Consider the following 18,503-nt stretch of genomic DNA (forward strand, 5'->3'; position numbering starts at 1 on the left):
CTTTAGATAGCGCAACCATAGCGACATTGCGGCACAACAAGGAATGCAAATGAAGAAATTGCTCCCTCTTCTCATTGGTTTGAGCCTGGGCAGCTTTAGTGTCATGGGCCATGCGGAAAATCTCTTACAGATTTATCAGCAAGCAAAAAACACCAATCCTGATTTACGCAGCGCCGCAGCCGTTCGCGATGCCGCGTTTGAAAAAATCAATGAGGCGCGTAGTCCATTGCTGCCGCAGTTGGGACTGGGCGCTGATTATACCTACAACAACGGTTATCGCGACAACAATGGCGTGGACAGCGATGTGAAAAGCGCGTCATTGCAGTTGACGCAGACCTTGTTCGACATGTCCAAATGGCGCGCGCTGACGTTACAGGAAAAGCAGGCGGGCATTGAGGATGTCACTTATCAAAGCGCGCAACAGGCGTTGATTCTGAACACCGCCACCGCCTATTTCAATGTGCTGCGTGCGATTGATTCGCTGTCCTACACCAACGCCCAGAAACAGGCGATTTACCGCCAGTTGGATCAGACCACGCAACGCTTCAATGTCGGCCTGGTCGCCATTACCGACGTCCAGAACGCGCGTGCGCAATATGACAGCGTGCTGGCGAATGAAGTGCTGGCGCGTAATACGCTGGATAATGCGCTGGAATCCCTGCGTCAGGTTACCGGGAATTTTTACCCGCAGTTGGCGGGGCTGAATATTGAACGTTTCTCGACGCAGCAGCCAGGGCAGGTGAATAACCTGTTGAAAGAAGCTGAAAACCGCAACCTGGATCTGTTATCGGCTCGTTTAAGTCAGGATTTGGCGCGTGAGCAGATCCGTCAGGCGCAGACCGGCCATATGCCGACGTTGGATCTGACTGCATCGACAAGCCTCAGCGATACTCGCTATTCCGGTTCTCAGACACGCAACAGTAATCAGTTCAATGACAGCGACGCCGGTCAAAACCAGGTCGGCATCAATTTCACGCTGCCGCTATACAGCGGCGGCGCCACCAGTTCACAGGTAAAACAGGCGCAGCACAGTTTCGTCAGCGCCAGCGAACTGCTGGAAAGCGCTCACCGCTCAGTGGTACAGACTGTGCGCTCATCGTTTAACAACATCTCCGCCTCTATCAGCAGCATCAATGCTTACAAACAGGCTGAAGTGTCCGCGCAAAGCTCGCTGGATGCGATGGAAGCCGGCTATCAGGTCGGCACCCGCACGATTGTCGATGTGCTGGACGCCACCACCACGCTATATAACGCCAAACAGCAGCTTTCCAGCGCGCGTTATGACTACCTGATCAATCAGTTAAACATTAAATCCGCGCTAGGTACGCTTAATGAAAGCGATCTGCAAGCGCTGAACGCCGCGTTAGGTCAACTGGTGTCGACCACGCCGCCGGTCACCGACAGCGACAGCGGCGCGTCGCTCGCCAACACGACCTCCGCATCGTCGGCGCCGCTTCAGTAAACTTAACGCTCAGGGGAACATGTTGTTCCCCTGTTCATTCCCGTCAGGCCGAAAACGCAAAACGCCGCACAACGGAATGTATAGCAACGTAAAGAGTCGCTCAGTTACGGCCATTGGCGCTTTAAATTCCATCAACCTTCCCCTATTCTTAGCCCACAAGTTGGTTATTCGGCATGACGCCTTTTCTCTGGGATTAACACGATGAAACGTACAAAAGATATTAATCAGGAAACTTTCCGTAAGGGATGGCGGACATACCGTCTGGCGCCTGTCGCATTAGCGGTCAGTGCGGTATTTATTTTGGCCGGTTGCGAACAGGCTGATGAAACCGTGTCTTTGTATCAGAATGCCGACGACTGCTCCGCCGCCAATCCATCCATGAGCGAACAATGCACTACAGCTTACAATAACGCCTTGAAAGAAGCGGAGAAAACCGCGCCCAAATACGCGACCCGCGAAGACTGCGTAGCCGAGTTTGGCGAAGCGCAGTGTACGCAGACACCGGCTCCCGCGCAGGCGGGCATGACCGCGGAACCGCAACAAAGCGGCAGCTTCTGGATGCCGCTGATGGCTGGCTACATGATGGGCCGGATGATGGGCGGCGGCGCGGGTTTTGCCCAGCAACCGCTGTTTACCTCAAAATCGCCGACCAGTCCGGCGAACGGCAAGTTTGTCGATGCCACTGGCCGGAACTATGGCAATGCCACCACCGGTCGCGCCATTAGCGTCCCCAAAACGGCGCTGACGCCTAAACCGGCAACTACATCCACTGTTACGCGTGGCGGCTTCGGTGAAACCGTCGCCAAACAGACCAGTATGCAGCGCAGCAGCGCCAGTTCATCCTCCCGCAGCATGGGTGGTTGAGGACATAGTTGATGAAGCGGATTGAGATTCAGGAACGTCCTGACTGGCGTGAAAAAGCGACCGAGTTCGGCTTTCGTTTTCATACCATGTATGACGAGGCTTACTGGAGCGAAGAGGCTTACTACCAGTTTACGCTGGCTCAAATCGAAGAGCTTGAAGACACCACGGCGGAACTACACCAGATGTGTCTGCAAGTGGTGGATAAGGTCGTCAACAGTGAACAACTGCTAACGAAATTTCGCATACCCAAACATACCTGGGATTTTGTCAGAACCTCATGGCGCACCCACCAGCCTTCGTTGTATTCACGCCTCGATCTGGCTTATGACGGCCAGACGCCGGCCAAACTGCTGGAGAATAATGCCGATACGCCGACGTCACTGTACGAATCGGCGTTTTTCCAGTGGTTGTGGCTGGAAGATCAGATCAAGTCGGGACAGTTGCCGCCAACCGCCGATCAGTACAACAGTATTCAGGAAAAACTGATCGAGCGTTTCGAAGATCTGAAGCTCAACCATGGCTTCGGATTGATGCATTTCGCCTGCTGTCAGGATACCGAGGAAGATCGCGGTACAGTGCAATATCTTCAGGATTGCGCGCTGGAAGCCGGTCTGCCAAGCGAATTCCTGTACATGGAAGAGATCGGACTTGGTGAGAAAGGCCAGTTTACCGATCTGGAAAATCAGGTTATCAGCAACCTGTTCAAGCTGTATCCGTGGGAGTTCATGCTGCGGGAAATATTCTCCACCAAGCTTGAAGACGCCGGGGTTCGCTGGCTGGAGCCCGCGTGGAAGAGCATTATCTCCAATAAAGCACTGCTGCCGATGCTATGGGAAATGTTCCCGAATCATCCTAACCTGCTTCCCGCTTATTTTGCCGAAGATGATCATCCCGTGCTGGAAAACTACGTCATCAAGCCGCTGTTTTCGCGTGAAGGCGCCAACATTCAAATAGTAGAAAACGGTAAGGAAATTGCTTCGGTGGGCGGCCCTTACGGTGAAGAGGGAAAAATCATTCAGCAATATCATCCACTACCGAAATTCGGCGACAGCTATACGCTGATCGGCAGTTGGCTTATCAATGATCAACCCTGCGGCATCGGCATGCGCGAAGATCGTCAACTGATTACCCAGAATCTGTCACGTTTCTATCCGCATATCATTCTGGATTGATAGCTGTAAATTACATACCCTAAATAATTCGAGTTGCAGGAAGGCGGCAAGCGAAGGAAAAATTCGTCGGGAACGAATTTGACCAGCCAACGGCTAGCCTCCGGTGAGAGACAGGATGTCTTTCATTTAATCCCGGTGAGCTTACACCAGTAAGTGATTCGGGTGAATGAGCGCAGCCAACGCACCTGCACCTTGAAGTATGACGGGTATAGGCACGGTCTTAACAACCGTGCCTCTGTCCGCATAACGCGCTTATCCCACCTGCACCGACAACATGCTTATCGAACCCATATCAAGGCCATCGATCGGGATAGTGATAGCCTCTTTGCCATCCCAACCGCCCAGTACATAAAGTAACGGCAGAAAGTGATCCGGCGTCGGATTGGATAATGCCGCGCCTTCATGCTGCATAAAGTTTACCAGCGGATGATCGTCGCCCTGATACGTCAGATTATCTCGTACAAACTGATTGAACGACACCGCCCACGGATAGGGTTCTCCGCCGCCATCCCATTTAATCATGCGCAGATTATGCACCACGTTGCCGCTGGCGACGATCATGAAACCTTCATCACGCAACGTAGCCAGTTTACGCCCCAGTTCATAGTGATGCGCGGCAGGCTTCGTACCATCCACGCTGAGTTGCACAACCGGGATATCCGCATTGGGATACATCTTGATCAACACGCCCCAGGAACCGTGATCAAATCCCCATTGGCTCTGATCGGCGACAACGGGATACGGCGCCAGCACCTGCTGGATCTTCGCCGCCAATTCAGGCGAACCCGGCGCAGGATACTGCGTATCAAACAGCGCCTGCGGGAAACCGCCGAAATCATGAATGGTTCTCGGTTTTTCCATGGCGGTCACGGCGGTACCGCGCGTATACCAATGGGCTGACACGGCAATGATGGCTTTTGGCCGCGGCAATGATTCGCCCAGAGCTTGCCATGCTTGCGTATATGGGTTGTTCTCAAACACATTCATCGGGCTACCATGGCCGAGGAACAGTGCGGGCATCCGGGAAGTGTTGCTCATAAGAATATCCTCAGAAAAAATATTAATGTGTGCCATCGCACGTTATGAAAGCTACTTTACCCCCTTTGCGCCGCAGATAAAGCCGGATATCTGTGATGGAGAGATTCAATAAATTTGAAGGGATGACAGCGGATAAAAGACACCGGACATAAGCCATAAAATCAACGTTATCCTTTCGCCAAACGAATATGACATTAGATGGAAAATTGCTGTGCGGCAGGTGTCCTGATTTCGTGATTCACTATATAAAACCGGCGATGGCATAATGTTATAAACAGACTTGAATATATGAAAGCGTGTATGGCTATTTTTATACTGGGCTCAAGTGCTAATTTCTTGCTCTTTTAGTGTCAGGCGTATCAGAAAAACTGCTGCTTCCCGTGTCGCTATCGTCGCCCTCTCCATCACTATATAGCGGCTCCGTACTGAAATAAATATTATCGGGCGTCATCAAAAGATTGACATATTCTCCGGAATAAATATCTTCCCAAATACTGGTGTGAAGGCGAACACCCTTAATGTTAAATTGCTGACGCAAGGATAGCAGTTCTCTTTCCGCACTCAATGATCCCAAATCCGGGTCTGCTGACATAGCGCCACCAACGAGGTACATTTTTGCATTACCGGCCCCCTTTTCATCCATTTTGCTTCTCAATAACTGCAACGCGGCGGCAGGCTCTGACCTTACCCCGGTATAGTGACATACCCCCATGATAGTTTCATTTCTGCTATTGAGGCCGCGCGCGCAAATTCCGATACATTTGGAAAGACCTGACGTTCCTATATAATCGAAATTATCTCTTGAAGCATTAATGACTTCACATTCATCGAGATCTATATCTTTTACTTTCTTCCCTTCCATAATGCTGGCTGGTGGCGTATTAACTTCCTGTATCTCTCTGGAAGAAAATAAGTCTGCATATTGTCTTTCAAGTTGCTTAAAAGGCGCTATGGCTCGTGCCGTCAGCCGCGACGAATCAGATGAGCTCCCGCTACAAGGTACGGCGTCAGGATGGTCGTTAAGGCCATCCACGGAGTCATACGCGGTATATCTCCAGGGATTGGTTATGGTGAGATCAATTGGCATCTTTTGTATCCTTATGTTGGTTTAATTTATTACTGCAATAATTATTTTTCATGAGGCCAATGGATATTCTAAAGAATGTTGCTTGTAACAAGGCGGCAAACTCGGAAATATCCAGGAACTTAATCTAACTAAGCGGCTGAGTGAGCGTGTTCGGCCATTATAGATGCGACGGGTAGTATATAAATTAAATACGCTAAGACATATTAATCGGAAGCATCAGCCTCATAATGGATATCAGTGTGTAGGAAAAACGTTCTTTTAGTTCCCTGAGTACGACGACGGTCAGGTTCGTTGCAAAGCGGCGACAAACTACTGCGGAATATAAGGGAAAGGCAACAACCGTTGGCATATCTCATCTTGCTGTTGAGCACCTGAGGAGACTGTAATTTAAATTGTGTAACTGCCTGTTTTTGATATCTTCACTCCGATAACGGAGACAGGTCATTATTGACGAAAAAAAACTTAAAGCCCTTGCGACTGAACTGGCTAAAGGCCTTAAAACCGAAGCCGATATCTCCGCAAGGCTATCTATCTACACCACGAATGCCATCAAATCGCTGCACAGCGTGCTCCGGCAGGCGATAAAGAAACGCAAAGTGCTCCCGACGGATGACTCAGTACGGAAAGTAATTTATCTGGCAATCCAATCGGCTTCAAAAAATGGAATATGCCGATCCAGAACTGGCAACTGGCGATGAGCCGTTTTATTATCGAATTCGGTGACCGCCTGAGCGATCACCTTTAAAACTGTGCAGTTACACAGAATTACGGACAGGTTCCTGATTGATTCACTACATAAAACGCGATTGCACAATTTTATCAACAGGTTCTGAATATATGAAGGCATGTGTGGATATTTTTATATCTGGACTCAAGTGCTAATTTCTTGCTCTTTTAGCGTCAGGTGTATTAGATGAACTGCTACTCCCCGCATCACTACCGTAGCCATCGTCATATAGTTCCTCTGTGCTATAATAAATCTTATCAGGCGTCATCACAAGATTGACATGTTCATCGGCATAAATATCTTCACAAATACTGGTATGAAGACGAACACCTTGAATATTAAATTGCTGACGCAAGGATAGCAGTTCTCTTTCCGCACTCAATGAACTCAAATCCGGGTCTGCCGACATAGCGCCACCGACGAGGTACATTTTTGCATTACCCGCTCCCTTTTCATCCATTTTGCTTCTCAATAATTGCATCGCATCGGCAGGTTCTGTCTCTACCCCTGTATAGTGACATAACCCCATAATGGTTTCATTTCTGCTATTGAGGCCACGCGCGCAAATTCCGATACATGTTGAAAGGCCTGACGTTCCTATATAGTCGAAATTATCTTTTGAGGCATTAATGACTTCACATTCATCAAGGTTAACCACTTTTATTCTCTTTCCTTCCATAACTCTTGCAGGAAGTTCATTAACTTCCTGTATCTCTCTGGAAGAAAATAAGTCTGCATACTGTCTTTCGAGTTGCTTAAAAGGCGCCATGTCTCTTGCCGACAGACGCGGCGAATCAGATGAGCTCCCGCTACAAGGTACGGCATCAGGATGGTCGTTAATTCCATCCACGGAATCATACGCGGTATATCTCAAGGCATTGGTTATGGTGAGATAAGTTGGCATATTTTATATCCTCATGTTGATTTGATTTATTACTAGACTGATTATTTTTCATGAGGCCAATATATGTTCCAAATAATTTTAATGGTAGCAACGCGACAAACTCGGAAACCATCAGGAACTTATCTAGCTAAATAACTGGGTGAGAGTTTACAGCCAATATATCTGCGGTGAGTATATAAATTAAATACGCAAGGCATGTTAATTGGAAGCATCAGCCTCATAATGGATATAAATATGTGGGAAAAACGTTCTTTTAGTTCCCTGAGTACGACGACGCTCAGGTTCGTTGCTAAGTGACGACAAATAACAGCGAAATATATGGGGGAGGCAACAACCGTTGGTGTATCTCATATTGCTTTTGAGCTCCTGAGATACACCAACGTATTGTTGTTTTTAATAAGTTGGAGTTGACCGTTAAGCCGGGTTCTGTCGTGGACAGTCATTCATCTAGGCCAGCAATCGCTCACTGGCTCAAGCAGCCTACCCGGGTTCAGTACGGGCCGTACCATGTGAACCCCTATTTGGCCTTGCTCCGGGTGGAGTTTACCGTGCCGCGAACTGTTGCCAGCCGCGCGGTGCGCTCTTACCGCACCCTTTCACCCTTACCTGATCCCGCTTAAGCGCGGGCCATCGGCGGTTTGCTCTCTGTTGCACTAGTCGTAGGCTTGCACCTCCCAGGCGTTACCTGGCACCCTGCCCTATGGAGCCCGGACTTTCCTCCCCTTCATCTGTCTCCCCCGAAAGGGACGGCAATGAAGCGGCGACTGTCTGGTCAACTCCGGCGCTGATAATAGGACAAAATGCCCTACTTGTCATCCTCAGATTCATTGCCCTCGCCGTCTTGTTCCAGCGCATAGCGATAAAGCGCGTTTTTCTTCACGCCATGAATTTCCGCCGCCAGCGCCGCGGCCTTTTTCAATGGTAGTTCCGAGCGCAATAAAGCCAGCGTGTGCAAGGCTGCGGCAGGCAGTTCGCGCTCATCCGCCTGATGCCCTTCCACGATCAGCACCATCTCGCCTTTACGACGATTCTCATCTTCTTTCACCCAGGCCAGCAGTTCGCCCACTGGCGCGCCCTGAATCGACTCCCAGGTTTTGGTGATTTCCCGCGCCAGCACCACATAACGTTGCGCGCCCATCACCTCAACCATGTCCTGCAAGCTATCCAGCAACCGATGCGTTGATTCGTAAAAAATCAGCGTGCGCAGTTCTTCCAACAGTGCGCGCAACACATCTTTTCGCGCTTTGGTTTTGGCGGGCAGAAAACCTTCATAGCAAAACCGATCGGAGGGCAGTCCGGCTGCCGACAGCGCGGTAATCGCCGCACAAGCGCCCGGCAATGGAACAATGCGGATACCGGCTTCACGGCAGCGTCTGACCAGATGATAGCCGGGATCGTTAATCAGCGGCGTACCCGCATCGGAAACCAGCGCAATACTTTGTCCAGACTGCAACTTCGCCAGCAATGTGTCTGCTTTCTGCTGTTCATTATGATCATGTAATGCGAACAGCCGCGCGTTAATAGCAAAATGTTGTAACAGCAAGCCGGTATGACGGGTATCCTCAGCGGCAATTAAATCGACACGCTGCAACACCGCCAACGCCCGCTGAGTAATATCGCCCAGATTGCCTATCGGCGTAGGGACAATGTAGAGGGTGGATGCAGAAATGTCTGCTTGTTGGTCTTGATTCATTGTTTCATCCGGGTTGCCGATTTAATATTGAGCATCTTTAAAAAAAACCACTGGATACAGTATGCCTCCCTTTCATTTCGTCCGTACCCAGGCAGGGCGCGTCATCCCTGTTTTGTTAGCGGCACTGTTTCTTGCAGGCTGTCCAAGTCAGGCGCCGCAAAGCCCGCCCCCTGAAGTGCAAGGCCCGGCGGATGCTTCCTCTGATTATTATCTGCAACAGATGCAGCAGAGCGGCGATAATAACAAGGCTGACTGGCAATTACTTGCGATTCGTTCCTTGCTTCAGGAAGGCAAAGTGCCGCAGGCAAGCCAGCAGTTTAACGCATTACCTGAAAAATTAAGCGATACGCAGCAGCGCGAGCAGCAATTACTCAGCGCAGAACTGTCCGCCGCACAAAATAACCTGGATGCAACGAATGCCGCCTTAAGTCGGCTGGACGTCAATTCACTCAGCGAAGCACAGCAGCGTCGTTACTATCAGGCGCAGATTAACGCCAATCAGGGGCGTCCTTCCATCACGCTGCTGCGCGCCTATATCGCTCAGGAGCCGTTGCTGCAAGGAGAGGAACGCCAGTCAAATCTTGATCAAACCTGGCAGGCGCTGGCGCAAATGGGCCCGCAGGAATCGGGGTCGTTGCTGATCAATGCCAATGAAAACACACTGGCCGGTTGGGTGGATTTGCTGAATACTTATCAGAATAACCGCCAGTCTGCCGATCAGTTAAAAGCGTCGATTCTGGACTGGCAGACCCGCTATCCGCATCATCCAGCCGCGAAAACCCTGCCGTCACAGTTGAATCAGGTGCTGGACTTCCAACAGGGCGCGGTTGAAAGCATCGCCTTGTTGCTGCCGCTGAGCGGCCAGGCGCAAGTGTTTGCCAACGCTATTCAACAGGGATTCAACGCGGCAAAAAACGGTCAGGAGACAATGGCCGCCGTCCCTTCGCCTGCGGAGGAGCAAAACGAGGCGGTTGATCCCAATGTCGCTGCCGATGTGGATGATCAGACCACGCTTTCACAGCCTGAATACAGCGAGCAGATTGCCCCGGCCCCGGTTGAGCGGCAGGCTTCCCCCGCCAATTTGGTCAGTTCGCTGCCGGTGAAAGTCTATGACACCTCATCGCAACCGTTGGCCAATGTACTGGCGCAGGCGCAACAGGACGGCGCCTCGCTGATCATTGGGCCGTTGCTGAAAAACGAAGTGGAACAGTTAGCCAGCCAACAATCTCCGCTTAACATTCTGGCGCTTAACCAACCGGAGCATGTGCAGAACATGCCCAACATCTGCTATTTCGCGCTGTCGCCAGAAGATGAAGCCCGCGATGCCGCGAAATTCATCCGGCAGCAAGGCAAGCAACAGGCGCTGCTGCTGGTGCCGCGCGGCAATCTGGGCGACCGTATCGTGGACGCATTCGCACAGGCATGGACTGAACAAGGCGGCGCCAGCCCATTACAGCAACGCTTTGGCAGCGCCTCTGAGTTAAAACAAGCCATTAATAGCGGCGCCGGACTGAGCCTGAGCGGTCAGCCCGTCAATCCCGCGTCAGCACAGACCCAACCGGGCACCACTGTCGCCGGTTTGACTATTCCCGCGCAAGTGCAACCCACGGTAAGCGAGTCCGTCAGCGGTAACATCGATGCGGTCTACATCATCGCCATACCGGAAGAGTTGTCGTTAATCAAACCGATGATCGACATGCGCACCAACTCGCGTTCACGGCCTGCGCTATATGCCAGTTCACGCAGTTTCCAGGCGGGCAGCGGTCCCGATTTCCGCCTGGAAATGGAAGGGTTGCAGTTCAGCGACATTCCGCTGCTGGCTGGCGCCAACCCTGCGTTGATGCAACAGGTAAGCAGCCAGTTCAAAAATGACTACTCATTGGTTCGCTTATACGCCATGGGGATGGACGCCTGGACTCTCGCCAGCCAGTTTGGTGAAATGCGTCAGATCTCTGGACATCAGATTGCCGGCGCCACCGGGAAACTGAGTTCCACACAGGATTGTACGATCAATCGTCAACTGACCTGGCTGCAATATCGTCAGGGACAACTGGTTCCTGCATCCTGAACCAGCGAGCAACAGGCGCCCGCTATGAGCAGCAGGCCCGGCGTTATCTTGAACGCGCCGGTTTGATCTTCATGGCGGAAAATGTCACGTTGCGCGGCGGCGAACTCGATTTAGTCATGCGCGACCAACAAACCTGGGTGTTTGTGGAAGTGCGATATCGACGAAATGCCGACTTCGGTGGCGCAGCCGCCAGCGTCACCCTCCGTAAACAGCGGCGGCTGCTACATGCCGCCGCTGTCTGGCTGGCCCAACGCGGCGCCAGCTTTGATACGGTGGACTGCCGTTTCGATGTGCTGGCCATTACGGGTGACGAGTTTATCTGGCTCCCAAATGCCTTTAATGCGCAGGGATGAACCGCGCTTCATGGATTTCAATTAAAGTAGGTTAATTCATCGTGCTGGATAGAATAAAAGTTTGTTTTACCGAGAGCATTCAAACGCAGATCGCGGCGGCGGAAGCCCTGCCCGACGCCATCTCCCGCGCGGCGGTCGTACTCGTGCAGTGTCTGCTGAATGGCAACAAAATTCTGTGCTGCGGCAACGGCACATCGGCAGCCAACGCACAACATTTTACCGCCAGCATGATCAATCGCTTTGAAGCCGATCGCCCCAGTTTACCGGCCATTGCACTTAATGCCGATAACGTGGTCTTAACTGCGATAGCCAATGATCGACTACATGAAGAGATCTACGCAAAACAGGTTCGGGCGTTAGGACAAGCTGGCGACGTGCTACTGGCGATCTCGACGCGGGGAAATAGCCGTGACATTGTCAAGGCCGTGGAAGCGGCGGTAACCCGCGATATGACCATCGTCGCACTGACAGGTTATGATGGCGGCGAACTCGCTGGCCTGCTTGGTCCACAGGATGTGGAAATACGCATTCCTTCCCACCGCAGCGCCCGTATTCAGGAAATGCACATGCTGACCGTAAACTGCCTGTGCGATTTGATTGATAACACCCTTTTCCCACACCAGAACGATTAAGGAGCACTACATGAGGATATGTTCTGCATTTGCCGTGCTGTCTATCGCCCTGCTGCTACAAGGCTGTGTCGGGGTTGTTGCCGTAGGCAGCGCCGTTGCAACCAAAACAGCAATTGACCCGCGCACCGTCGGGACTCAGGTTGACGACGGTACGCTGGAGGTTCGCGTCGCGAATGCAATCAGTAAAGATGAGCAGTTGAAAAAAGATGCACGTATCGTCGCGACCGCTTATCAAGGGAAAGTATTGCTGACGGGACAGGCCCCAACCACAGAGCTCGCCAATCGCGCCAAACAGATTGCTCTCGGCGTGGAAGGCGCTTCCGAAGTGTATAACGAAATCCGTCAAGGCACGCCGGTCACGCTGGGAACAGCCTCGATGGATACCTGGATCACCACCAAAGTTCGCTCTCAGATCCTGGCGAGCGACACGGTCAAATCATCCAACGTGAAGGTCAACACCGAAAACGGTGAAGTCTTCCTGTTAGGTCTGGTGACTCAGCGTGAAGGCGCATCAGCAGCGGAAATCGCCAGTAAAGTCAGCGGCGTGAAACACGTCACCACTGCCTTTACCTATCTGCAATAACCGCGCTTCTTTCACAAAACCTCAAACCTCAACCTCTGATGTCGCCGTCAGCGGTTGAGGTTTCAAACAATGTTCAAACAATGGTGCTGACACGCCATGCTCTCAGGCATCAAGAAACGGCTCACCTCGCTTTCACTTCCAATCTAAGGCAAACCCCTCACATTGTCCGTGATCGGGCCGCCAGCCGTCGCTGAGGCCCAAATAACCGCACTTAACGTTACTGAGTACCGTTACTCTTCTCTGTATCAGGCCGGGATTGAAATCTGCCATGCGCGCCAGCCGGGTTTAGTTCAGCAATCCATTAGCGCGCAAAAACGATTCTCCGCCAATCTGCCGTATCTGACGTAAAATCCATTGCTGGCGCTGAATCACATAGCCGGAAGGCGCGTTCACCCGAAAACGAATCGGGTTTGGCAATACCGCCGCCAGCAATGCCGCCTCACTTGCGGTTAACCGATCGGCTGACTTATTGAAATAATGATTAGTCGCCGCTTCCACACCAAACAGGCCGGGGCCGAATTCGGCGATATTCAGATAGACGGTTAAAATGCGCTGTTTGGTCCAGACCAGTTCCACGCCGGCGGTAAGTCCGGCTTCAAGACCTTTGCGCAGCCAACTGCGGCCATCCCACAGGAACAGATTCTTCACCGTCTGTTGAGAAAGCGTTGATGCGCCGCGGATCCGCTGCGTATTGCGCTCGTTATGTTTTAATGCCGAATTGATGGCATCCAGATCAAATCCCCAATGCTGCCGGAATTTCTGATCTTCGGCAGCGATAACCGCCAGCGCCATCACCGGCGCAATTTCATCCATCGAGGCCCACGTCGAGCGAGCGACATAGCGAAAATCGCCGCTTAGCCAGGCGCTGAGTTGACGATCAATCATTACAGCCGAAAACGGCACCGGCAGAAACGAGAACAGCGCAATGCCGGCCAGCCACAGCCCCAATACCGTCAGCAGACCCCGAACAACCAGACGCTTAAGGCGCATCAGCAAGCCTATGCCGCGTCGTTTAAATATCATTCAATAAAATCCAGTACACGTGATACCAGCTTATCAATCCCCTGCGCCGCTTCACTGATCGAGTTGGCCAGCATGTAGGCAGGCGTCGTGACGATTTTATGCTCGGCATCGACCACGATGTCATCCACCGGGCAGACCACATGAATACCGCCCATTTCCTCGATTGCTTCCCCCGTATCGATATCGTTGCCAATGGTTACTCGTATCGGCTCGCCTAACAGCACCGGCAACAGTGCGGGTGCGATGCAAATAAAACCAATTGGTTTATTTTGCTTATAAATTGCTTGGGTGAGTAATTTCAAAAATTCATCAACCTGGCAGGCGGTTCCCTGGGTGGCGAAGTCGCTTAAATTTTTAGCGGCGCCAAACCCGCCGGGAACGATCAACGCATCAAGCTGTTGCGCATCCGCCGCCGAAAGCGGCTGGATTTTTCCTCTGGCGATACGCGCCGACTCGATTAAAACGTTGCGATTCTCATTGGTTACCTCACCCGTCAGATGATTGACGACATCAAACTGCGGTTTATCCGGCGCAAAGCAAACCGCTTCAGCCCCTGCTCGATCCAGTGCAAGCAGCGTCAATACCGCCTCGTGAATCTCTGAACCATCGAAAACACCACATCCACTCAGGACGACGCCAACACGTTTCATCATCTTTTCCCTCATTTCATTACATCAACTAATTGATTTTTTAATTGACAAACACTAATCTACATCACACATTTTAATGATTCTTGTAACAAAGATTTCTGCTTTTGCTATTTTGTTGCTTGATGAAGATGTACTTTAACTGAGACTATACGCTTCAGCGAAAGCAGTAATATCCGCACTTGCGAGCTAACGAACCCTGATATCCATATGCAGGTGCACGGTTTCCCTGGTGTTGGCGCATAATTCGCGCACCCCGGCTTCGGTCGGGGTCATTTTTTTATACCCCCCGCACTTCCTTGTTATTCCCGGTATTTTTACTCGCCGCATCCCTGTGGCTCTCTTTACGTGCAGTCACGTCGTGACGTTAACGATTTTTTCCGGAAATTTTTTCAGCCTCGGCCACCCAATCACGCAGAACCTGAACATCATGACGCCAGTCGTGTTTTAGCTCATCAACCCATTCCTGCACATTATCCCACCATGCGGGCAAGGTCGGCGTTTGGATCTGCTGCGCAATCTGTTGCAGGTGGCGCAGCCCTACCGAACCCGCCGCCCCTTTGATCTTGTGACCTTCCTCGATAATGCCTTTCAGGTCGCGCGCCGTCATATTGGAATCAAGGATCGCCAGATAGCCCGGCATCATCTGTTCGAACATATCCAGACTTTGATAGATCAATTTAGGCCCCACCAAATCCAGATACTGTTCCAGCATCGCAATATCCAACAGTTCTTCATTCACCATTTTTCCACCCTCGGTTGCGACATGCTCATCGACAGTGGTCGCCTGATGGTCCCAATATTGTTTGATTACCGCGGTTAACGCGGGAACGGACAGTGGTTTGCTCAATACATCATCCATGCCCGCGTCCAGATACTCTTTTTTATCTTTCAGTACGTTGGCGGTTAGCGCCACCAGCGGCGGCAGACTGCGGTTGGCGTAGCGCTGGCGTATCTGACGCGCGACGTCCAGCCCGGTCATATCCGGCAGTTGGATATCCAACAGCACCAAATCGAACTCATCGGGATCGAACATATCCAACGCTTCCTGCCCGGTCATCGCCACTTCCACGCTGTTGCCCAGTTTTTCCAGTACCGAACGCGCCACAACCACATTTAATTCAATGTCTTCGACCAACAGGACATGCAGGGCCGGCAGCGGCATATCGTCGTCGGCGTCCACGCTGGCGCCGCTCTCATCAATGCCCGGCGCCGTCACGGTCAGGGTAAAGCAGGAGCCTTTGCCCTGCGCGCTCGTCACCCGAATATCGCCGCCCATGATTTGCGCCAGACGTTTGGAGACGGATAAACCGATCCCCGTACCGGTCGCCGGTTTCCCGCCATGTTGATCTTTCACCTGATAGTACATGGCGAAGATTTTTTCCAACTCATCCGCCGGGATGCCCATCCCGGAATCCTCAACGTCAAACCGCAGGCGATCGCCTTGTTCATGCCATACGCGCACCACAATTTTCCCCTGCGGCGTAAATTTCACGGCGTTGCTGAGCAGGTTCCACAGAATCTGCCGCAGGCGTGTGCCATCGGTAATGATTTTTTCCGGCAGCGGCTGATGCGGTTCCACAATCAGCTTTAATCCTTTAGGTTGGGCAAGCAAACCGCCCAGATTCTCCAGATCGACCAGAAAACCAGTGAAATCCATCGGCTGATTATCCAGTTGCACCTTCCGGCGCTCCTGTTTATCCATTTCAATGATATCGTTAAAGATATTGCCCAGGGTAATGGCGCTGACATGAATCGTTTTCAAATACTTCTGCTGCTCAGGATCAAGCTGCGTATCCAACAGAATGCGACTTAACCCGACAATGCCGTTAAGCGGCGTGCGAAGCTCATGACTGATCGTTGAGATAAAGGTCGTTTTCTCCCTGCTGGCGTTCTCCAACGCGTCCTGATAACGCTTACGCTCCGTGATATCACGTCCAAAACCCATCAGCCCGTGACGTTTTCCCATGCGATCATAAAAAGGCACTTTGCGCAGTTCAAAACAAGCTTTACGGCCATCGGGGTAGACCAGCCATTGTTCATAGGTCAGGGAAACGTTATGGCGAAATACTTTTTCATCCGTCTCCATCACTTTTTCCGCGATGTCGGGAGAATAAACATCTCGCGGCGTCAGGCCGATCAACTGTTTCTGACTTTTTCCAACCAGCAACTCCATTGCCCGATTGCAGCCGGAAAACTCTTTGTCTTCATTGCGGTAATAAACCAGATCGGGCGAAGCATCAAGAAAGGAGCGCAACAACGCCGATTGTTGTTCCAGTTCAATCTGCGCCTGTTCACGGCGCGCCATTTCATCTTTCAGGCGGTTCACCACCCGCAGGCGGGCCTCTTCAGCCTTGATGCGGTCGGCAATTTCCTGATTAAGCTGGACGATATTGTCCTGAAGCTGCGCATTCAACTCCAAATCCCGATGGCGCATCTCTTCCAGCTTGGCCACCAGCTTTGACAAACGCTGGCGTGACTCTTCGAGTTGCTCCACCACGACGGACAGGAAGTAGACCGCCCAGGGCGTAATGAGCAACCCGAAAAAGATGGAGCGAACAACATCGATGCTCTCTACTGCACCACTGAGCAACAGCGTCACGGCCATCTGCACCACCATCGCCAGCAGTACCAATACCGAAGCCAGCAGCAGTGAAAAACGGACCAGCCCCAGTTTTACCATCAAATCAACGTAGTACTGAGCCAACAGGCGGATTTGCTTCATAGCGTTTTCCCTTAGTCACGAACAACCGAATCATACCGTAAAGTGGCGACGCATACGGTGCTGTCGCCGAAAATTCAGCGCATCCGGCGTAGGCGCTCTACACATCATCGCCAACCGCGCCGCGATGATCAGCTTAAGGCTTCATCGTACTGATACGGCCTGTTCAGCGCCGATCCCTGTACGCCATGAGTTTGCAAGTAGCGATCCAGTTCGACCATCCCGGTCCAGCGATTTTCGCACCACAGCGGCGCCAATAACGTAGGACGGCGGGCACTGGCGGAAATACGATGATAGATAATTTCGGGGGGCGTATGGCGAATCATTTCACCAGCGGTCGCGACATATTGTTCCAGCGCCAACGCAGGCAGACGCCCCGCTCGCCAGGCTTTGGCCATGATACTGCCTTCCACGATGTGTAAAGGATGCAGCTTAATACCCTCGATGCCCGTCTCGACCACCTGTTTCAGCGTCGATAGACAGCGCTGCTCGTCTTCTCCCGGCAGGCCGACGATCAAGTGACAACACACGTTCAGTCCTCTTTCGCGGGCGCGTCTTACCGTTTGCTGATAACAGGCGAAGTCATGGCCACGGTTGATGCGATGCAACGTTTTATCGCTGGCGCTCTGCAAGCCCAGTTCCAACCAAACTTCGTAGCCTTGCTGACGATAGCCGGACAGCAAATCCAGCACGGCGTCAGGTACGCAGTCAGGACGGGTTCCGACGCACAACCCGACCATCTCGGCTTGTCTCAAGGCTTCCTGATACATGCTTTCCAACACCTTCACTTCCGCATACGTGCTGGTATAAGCCTGAAAATAGGCCAGATAACGTTTTGCCCGGTTTATCTTGCCCGCCTGCGCTGCCAACTGTTCGGCAATACTGCGCTGCTGCATTTGCTCATCGGCAAAAGAAGCGACATGGCAGAACGTGCAACCGCCGCGTCCCAGGGTTCCATCGCGGTTTGGACAATTAAAGCCCCCATGCAATGTGAGCTTGTGGATCTTCTCGCCATAGCGACGTTGAAGATTTCCACCAAACATGTTGATTAATTTTTGTAATTGCATATTCTTACCAGCCCTCTTTAGAAAGCGCAGCCTACTCTGTCAGCCTCTTCGCCGCGATGACGCCGATCAATCGCCTTTCCTTCTTCAGAAATGCATGAATATTCGTTTTTACTGCAAAGAAAATCATATTCGAGATAATTAATTTTTCTTATCCAGCAGATCGTTTTCATTAAAAGAAGACCAAAAAACGAAAACAGTGACATAAATCGGAAAATCTTCCACATTCAGCATAAGATTCCAGAGTGTAGAAATATAGCAGCATGTAGCAGAGAGATCGTGATGGTTGTATAGTGATACGAGTCACAGTTCAACTAAACCCGATGTCACGTCAACAGCAGATTTTTGTTAAAAAAATCATTAACTTTCATAGAAATAACTAAAAATTATCGCTTATTGCCACATTTTGCATTGGTATTTGACCTGAACAGGGTTTCTCGCTAATTTGGAAATCCGCTGAAAGC

At 51.5% G+C, this 18,503-nt stretch carries 15 protein-coding genes, 1 other RNA gene and 1 pseudogene; 8 read left to right on the forward strand and 9 right to left on the reverse strand.

What is annotated here, in order from left to right; translation table 11 throughout:
- Positions 1–49 precede the first annotated feature (49 nt).
- The 3 genes from tolC (at position 50) to DES54_RS04115 (ending at position 3,498) form a co-directional block, all read left to right on the forward strand.
- A complete protein-coding gene (tolC, locus tag DES54_RS04105) occupies positions 50–1,462 on the forward strand; it encodes an outer membrane channel protein TolC (RefSeq protein WP_113865340.1) in 1,413 nt (470 codons plus the stop codon).
- Positions 1,463–1,663: 201 nt separating this feature from the next.
- Positions 1,664–2,326, forward strand: a complete 663-nt coding sequence (locus DES54_RS04110; protein WP_113865341.1) for a DUF1190 family protein — start codon at positions 1,664–1,666, stop codon at positions 2,324–2,326.
- 11 nt (positions 2,327–2,337) lie between these two features.
- Positions 2,338–3,498, forward strand: coding sequence for a glutathionylspermidine synthase family protein (locus DES54_RS04115; protein WP_113865342.1), 1,161 nt, complete (start codon positions 2,338–2,340; stop codon positions 3,496–3,498).
- A gap of 252 nt (positions 3,499–3,750) precedes the next feature.
- Here DES54_RS04115 and ygiD read toward each other — a convergent pair whose 3' ends face one another.
- Together ygiD and xopAK (DES54_RS04125) are read right to left on the reverse strand one after the other, a co-directional pair.
- Entirely contained in the window at positions 3,751–4,536 is a 786-nt protein-coding gene (ygiD, locus tag DES54_RS04120) for a 4,5-DOPA-extradiol-dioxygenase (protein WP_113865406.1), read from the reverse strand.
- A gap of 328 nt (positions 4,537–4,864) precedes the next feature.
- Complete coding sequence (gene xopAK, locus DES54_RS04125) at positions 4,865–5,623, reverse strand: XopAK family type III secretion system effector (RefSeq protein ID WP_113865343.1); 759 nt, start codon at positions 5,621–5,623, stop codon at positions 4,865–4,867.
- 521 nt (positions 5,624–6,144) lie between these two features.
- Between xopAK (DES54_RS04125) and DES54_RS04130 the strand changes: the two are divergent.
- Positions 6,145–6,368: pseudogene (locus DES54_RS04130) on the forward strand (transposase); the annotation flags it as partial.
- A 133-nt stretch (positions 6,369–6,501) separates the two neighbouring features.
- Here the strand turns inward: DES54_RS04130 and xopAK (DES54_RS04135) are convergent.
- The 3 genes from xopAK (DES54_RS04135) to rsmI all read right to left on the reverse strand — a co-directional run bounded on the left by xopAK (DES54_RS04135) (position 6,502) and on the right by rsmI (position 8,947).
- Complete coding sequence (gene xopAK, locus DES54_RS04135; protein ID WP_113865344.1) at positions 6,502–7,254, reverse strand: XopAK family type III secretion system effector; 753 nt, start codon at positions 7,252–7,254, stop codon at positions 6,502–6,504.
- Between the two features lie 399 nt (positions 7,255–7,653).
- Positions 7,654–8,034, reverse strand: an RNA gene (gene rnpB / locus DES54_RS04140) — RNase P RNA component class A.
- Between the two features lie 25 nt (positions 8,035–8,059).
- Positions 8,060–8,947: a 16S rRNA (cytidine(1402)-2'-O)-methyltransferase gene (gene rsmI, locus DES54_RS04145; RefSeq protein ID WP_113865345.1), complete on the reverse strand. Its 888-nt coding sequence runs from the start codon at positions 8,945–8,947 to the stop codon at positions 8,060–8,062.
- A gap of 61 nt (positions 8,948–9,008) precedes the next feature.
- Between rsmI and DES54_RS04150 the strand changes: the two genes are divergently transcribed.
- From DES54_RS04150 to dolP, 4 genes are read left to right on the forward strand one after another with little or no spacing between them, the layout of a single operon-like run.
- Entirely contained in the window at positions 9,009–11,015 is a 2,007-nt protein-coding gene (locus tag DES54_RS04150; protein ID WP_113865346.1) for a penicillin-binding protein activator, read from the forward strand.
- Entirely contained in the window at positions 11,012–11,368 is a 357-nt protein-coding gene (locus DES54_RS04155; RefSeq protein WP_205680175.1) for a YraN family protein, read from the forward strand. The genes DES54_RS04150 and DES54_RS04155 overlap by 4 nt, the downstream gene beginning before the upstream one ends.
- 41 nt (positions 11,369–11,409) lie before the next feature.
- Complete coding sequence (gene diaA, locus DES54_RS04160; protein ID WP_113865347.1) at positions 11,410–12,000, forward strand: DnaA initiator-associating protein DiaA; 591 nt, start codon at positions 11,410–11,412, stop codon at positions 11,998–12,000.
- 10 nt (positions 12,001–12,010) lie between these two features.
- Entirely contained in the window at positions 12,011–12,583 is a 573-nt protein-coding gene (gene dolP / locus DES54_RS04165) for a division/outer membrane stress-associated lipid-binding lipoprotein (RefSeq protein WP_113865348.1), read from the forward strand.
- 285 nt (positions 12,584–12,868) lie between these two features.
- Here the strand turns inward: dolP and mtgA are convergent, their stop codons facing one another.
- From mtgA to mnmL, 4 genes are all read right to left on the reverse strand, one after another.
- Entirely contained in the window at positions 12,869–13,606 is a 738-nt protein-coding gene (mtgA, locus tag DES54_RS04170) for a monofunctional biosynthetic peptidoglycan transglycosylase (protein ID WP_113865349.1), read from the reverse strand.
- On the reverse strand, positions 13,603–14,256 hold the full coding sequence (gene elbB / locus DES54_RS04175; RefSeq protein WP_113865350.1) for an isoprenoid biosynthesis glyoxalase ElbB: 654 nt from the start codon (positions 14,254–14,256) through the stop codon (positions 13,603–13,605). Before elbB ends, mtgA begins: the two co-directional genes overlap by 4 nt.
- Before the next feature lie 364 nt (positions 14,257–14,620).
- A complete protein-coding gene (arcB, locus tag DES54_RS04180) occupies positions 14,621–16,978 on the reverse strand; it encodes an aerobic respiration two-component sensor histidine kinase ArcB (protein ID WP_113865351.1) in 2,358 nt (785 codons plus the stop codon).
- Between the two features lie 128 nt (positions 16,979–17,106).
- The gene (gene mnmL / locus DES54_RS04185; protein ID WP_113865352.1) at positions 17,107–18,042 is read right to left on the reverse strand and encodes a tRNA modification radical SAM protein MnmL/YtqA; all 936 of its coding nucleotides are present in this window, start codon (positions 18,040–18,042) and stop codon (positions 17,107–17,109) included.
- Between the last annotated feature and the right edge of the window lie 461 nt (positions 18,043–18,503).

This window comes from Brenneria salicis ATCC 15712 = DSM 30166 (genome assembly GCF_003315515.1).
In the GTDB taxonomy this organism is placed as follows: domain Bacteria; phylum Pseudomonadota; class Gammaproteobacteria; order Enterobacterales; family Enterobacteriaceae; genus Brenneria; species Brenneria salicis.